At 73.4% G+C, this 3671-nt stretch carries 3 protein-coding genes; all 3 read left to right on the top strand.

Annotated features, from left to right (window positions below; translation table 11 throughout):
• The coding region (locus ACFV4N_RS41335; protein ID WP_499678152.1) for a hypothetical protein at positions 1 to 983 on the top strand (983 nt) is incomplete at its 5' end.
• Between the two features lie 79 nt (positions 984 to 1062).
• Positions 1063 to 1488: a hypothetical protein gene (locus tag ACFV4N_RS41330; protein WP_499678151.1), complete on the top strand. Its 426-nt coding sequence runs from the start codon at positions 1063 to 1065 to the stop codon at positions 1486 to 1488.
• Between the two features lie 221 nt (positions 1489 to 1709).
• Positions 1710 to 3671: RtcB family protein (locus ACFV4N_RS41325; RefSeq protein ID WP_499678150.1), on the top strand; the 1962-nt coding region annotated here is incomplete at its 3' end.

The following is a 3671-nucleotide window of genomic DNA, read 5'->3' as shown; positions in this document are numbered from 1 at the left end:
CGGTGGGCCGGGGCACGCCGATCGCCCGCCCCCTGACCCGCCGCGAACTGCCCGAGGAGGTCCGGCGGGCGCTGCGGATGGCGCACGTGGCCATGGGCGTGCCCGCCGTGGCGCCGGCGCTGGCGTGGTCCGCGCTGGAGGCCTGCGGGCTGGTGCGGCGCGCGGAGCTGGCGGCCGCCCTCGCCGTGCAGTCCCTGCGCCAGGAGGTCGTCGGCGCCTACCGGGTCGTGCGCCAGTCCGCCGCCGCCCGCCTCGACCAGGCCCGGGTCAAGGCGCACCTCGCCCGCCGCGCCGCGGCGCAACGGCGGCGCGCCCTCGACCGCTGCCCACCCGACCACCCGCGCCGGACCCGACTGGCCGACCTCCTGGCCGCCGCCGAAGCCGACCCCGCCGAACGGGACCTCGCCGCCCTGGCCGACCTCGTCGGCACGTCCCTGGCCGCCCTCGGCGGGCACGCCCGCCACGACGAACGGCACCACCTGCGGGACCTCAACACGTGGACCGACCTGCTGCGCCCACCCGCGCGCGACCCCGAACCCCTGGTCGCGGCCCGGACCGCGCTGGACGCCCTGCTGCCCGTGCTGCACCCGGCCGCCCGGCGGCAGGTCGAGCAGTGGCGGGCCCGGCTCGCCGACCCGGCGCTGCTCGCCACCTGGGTGCGGGAGCGGACCGAGCGGATGACCACCGTGGTGGACTCCCTCTACGCCACGCGCAACCTCACCCTGCACTCCGGGCTCGTCGGCGACGAGGCGGTGCACGGCGTCGGCGCGGTCATGGTCACCGACCTGGCGCTGGAGCTGCTGGGCAACTGGTACGGCAACGCCCGCGGCGACGAGGCCGCCATGTCACCCGAGGAGGTGATCGCGGTGCTGGCCCGCCGCCGCCACGACATGCTGTCCCGCCTGCACCGGCAGGCCAAACCGGGCCGGCTCGACTTCGCCAGGCTCACCAGCCCCGGCCCGGAGGGCGTCTGGCGCAGGTGACGGCCGAGCGGGCGGCCGGGGTGGCAGGTAGGTGCCAAGCCCGCCGACACCCCCGCCGGCCCCGCCGACACTGCTGCCCATGAGCCCCAAGACGTCGCACCCGACCGACCCGCCGGAACCGGCGCCCACCGCCCCGCCCGCCCGGCTCAAGACCGCCCGCGTGCTGCTGTGGGTGCAGACCGCCTTCGCCCTCCTGGCTACGGTCGTCCTCGTCGTGAGCGTGGCGGAGCGCCTCGACCACGGCCAGGACGCCGGCCTCCTGACCGTCATCACCACGATCAACGCCGCGATGGCGCTCGGCCTGCTGCTCGGCACCGCCAACGTGATGACGCGCCAACCCTGGGTGCGACCCCTGCTGTTCAGCCTGGAGACCGTCTACCTGATCAACGCGCTGGTCAACATCGCCACCGTCTCCGTGGCCGGCGTGCTCGGCCTCCTGCTGGCGGTCGCGATCATCACCGCGCTGCTCGACCGCCGGGTGAAGGACTGGGCCGAGCGCCGCTGAGACCGGTGCGCACGGCCGGACCGGTCCGGTCACCGGAGGACCGCTCCACCCCGCCCACCGACTGCCACCGCACGCCCTCCGGGTCGTCGCCGAACCCGGAGCCCGCACCGCCGAGTTCCCGCTCCCCACCACCCGGCCCGTCGAACCGGTCGCGCACGGGCGAATTTGGGTCGCGGCACGGCCCGCCGGCGCATAACTTCCTCCACGAGCAGAGGAGAACCGTGGAGCACATCAACAAGCGCCTGGTGAACTGGGCGTCCATCCTCGACCCCGGCGCACGCGAGCAGGCCGAGAAGACCTCGCGCATGCCGTTCATCCACCCGCACCTGGCGCTCATGCCCGACGCCCACCTCGGGAAGGGCGCCACGGTCGGCAGCGTCATCCCCACCCTCGGCGCGATCATCCCCGCCGCCGTGGGCGTCGACATCGGCTGCGGCATGATCGCCGTGCGCACCCAGTTCACCGGGGAAGACCTCCGCTCCCGACCCCTCGCACCCCTGCGCCAGGCCATCGAGAAGGCCGTCCCGCTGTCCGCGGGCAAGCACAACACCCGCCTCACCGACACCGCGCGCGAGCGCGTCGACGTGCTCACCCGCAGCGCCGAGGAGGCGGGCTTCGACCCCGACTCGTACGCCGGCAACTGGCGGTTCCAGCTCGGCAGCCTCGGCAGCGGCAACCACTTCATCGAGGTCACCCTCGACGAGGCCGGGCGGGTGTGGCTGTTCCTGCACTCCGGGTCGCGCGGCGTCGGCAACAAGATCGCGCAGAAGCACATCGCGGTCGCCCGGCAGCAGTGCGAGCGGCGCTGGATCGACCTGCCCGACCTCGACCTCGCGTACCTCGTGGAGGGCGAGGACGAGTTCTGGCGGTACATCCGGGAGATGCGCTGGGCCCAGGAGTTCGCGTGGCTCAACCGCGAGGAGATGATGGACCGCGTCGTCGACTGCCTGGCGGAGTGGAGCGGCCACGACGTGCAGCGGCTCGAGACGGTGAACTGCTTCGCGGGCGAAACGGAGGTCATCACCCGCACCGGCACGCGCCCCATCGAGGCACTGGCCGGCGGCCACCACGAACTGCTCACCGCGAACGGCGAGTGGGTCAAGGCCCCGGTTCGCTCGTTCGGTCGGCAGGAGGTGCACGAGGTGGTGCTCAGCCGCTCCGGCGTCATCAAGAAGATCCGGGCCACCGCCGGCCACCGCTGGCTCCTCCGCTCGCGGCGAGGCCACGAGCACGAGGCCACGACCGCGGAGCTGAAGGCCGGCGACCGCCTCCAGTTCACCTTCCCCAAGAGGCCGGAGGGCCTCGCGGTGGACCGGCTCGCGGCCGCCCGTGGGTTCGTTTACGGGGACGGGAGCAGGAACGGGAACCGTTCGAGTGCCAATTTCTGCGGTGCGAAGGACGCAGCGCTCATGCCTTTGTTCGACGGCCTGGGGCGCCCGCCACGCGTGTACAGCAACCTGACGCGGATCAACGGGCTCCCGGTCGAGTGGAAGACCGGGCGCCCGTCGCTCGACGCACCGGCGAACGAGCTGTACGGGTGGCTGGCCGGCTACTTCGCGGCGGACGGCGACGTCGACAGGACGGGGCGCCCGACCCTGGCCTCCGCGTCCTCCGAGGACCTGGAGTTCGTGCGCCTGGCCTGCCAAGCGGTCGGCATCGGGACGTTCGGCATCAGGTCACGGCTGCGCAGCGGCTTCGGCGGTGAGCCGACCGCCCTGCACCTCGTCGGTCTCATGCGCGGCGACCTCGACCCGGAGTTCTTCCTGCTCGACCACCACCGGGAGCGCTTCGTCGCCGGGCGGCACGCCGCCGAGCGCCGTGGCTGGAACGTCATCTCCGTCCGGCCGACCGGGGAGTGGACCGAGGTGTACTGCGCGGTCGTCGAGGGGACGCATTCCTTCGCGTTGGCGGACAACATCCTCACGCGGAACTGCCACCACAATTACACGGAGCGGGAAAAGCACTTCGGCAAGGAGGTGTGGCTGTCCCGCAAGGGCGCGATCAACGCGGAGGAGGGGCGTCCCGGCCTCATCCCCGGCTCGATGGGCACCGCGTCCTACGTCGTGGTGGGCAAGGGCAACCCGGTGTCGCTGAACTCCTCGCCCCACGGCGCGGGCCGCGAGTACTCGCGGTCGAGGGCGCGGCGGACGTTCACGCGGGACGACCTGCGCAAGGCCATGGAG

The sequence above is a fragment of the Actinosynnema sp. NPDC059797 genome (assembly GCF_042732085.1).
GTDB lineage: Bacteria > Actinomycetota > Actinomycetes > Mycobacteriales > Pseudonocardiaceae > Actinosynnema.
The sequence above is the reverse complement of the archived record's forward strand: the minus strand, read 5'-3'. Positions and strand labels throughout refer to the sequence as shown.

What these genes read in the sequence shown, in the direction of transcription:
- ACFV4N_RS41330 (WP_499678151.1), top strand. Translation starts at nt 1,063, where the DNA reads ATGAGCCCCAAGACGTCGCACCCGACCGACCCGCCGGAACCGGCGCCC.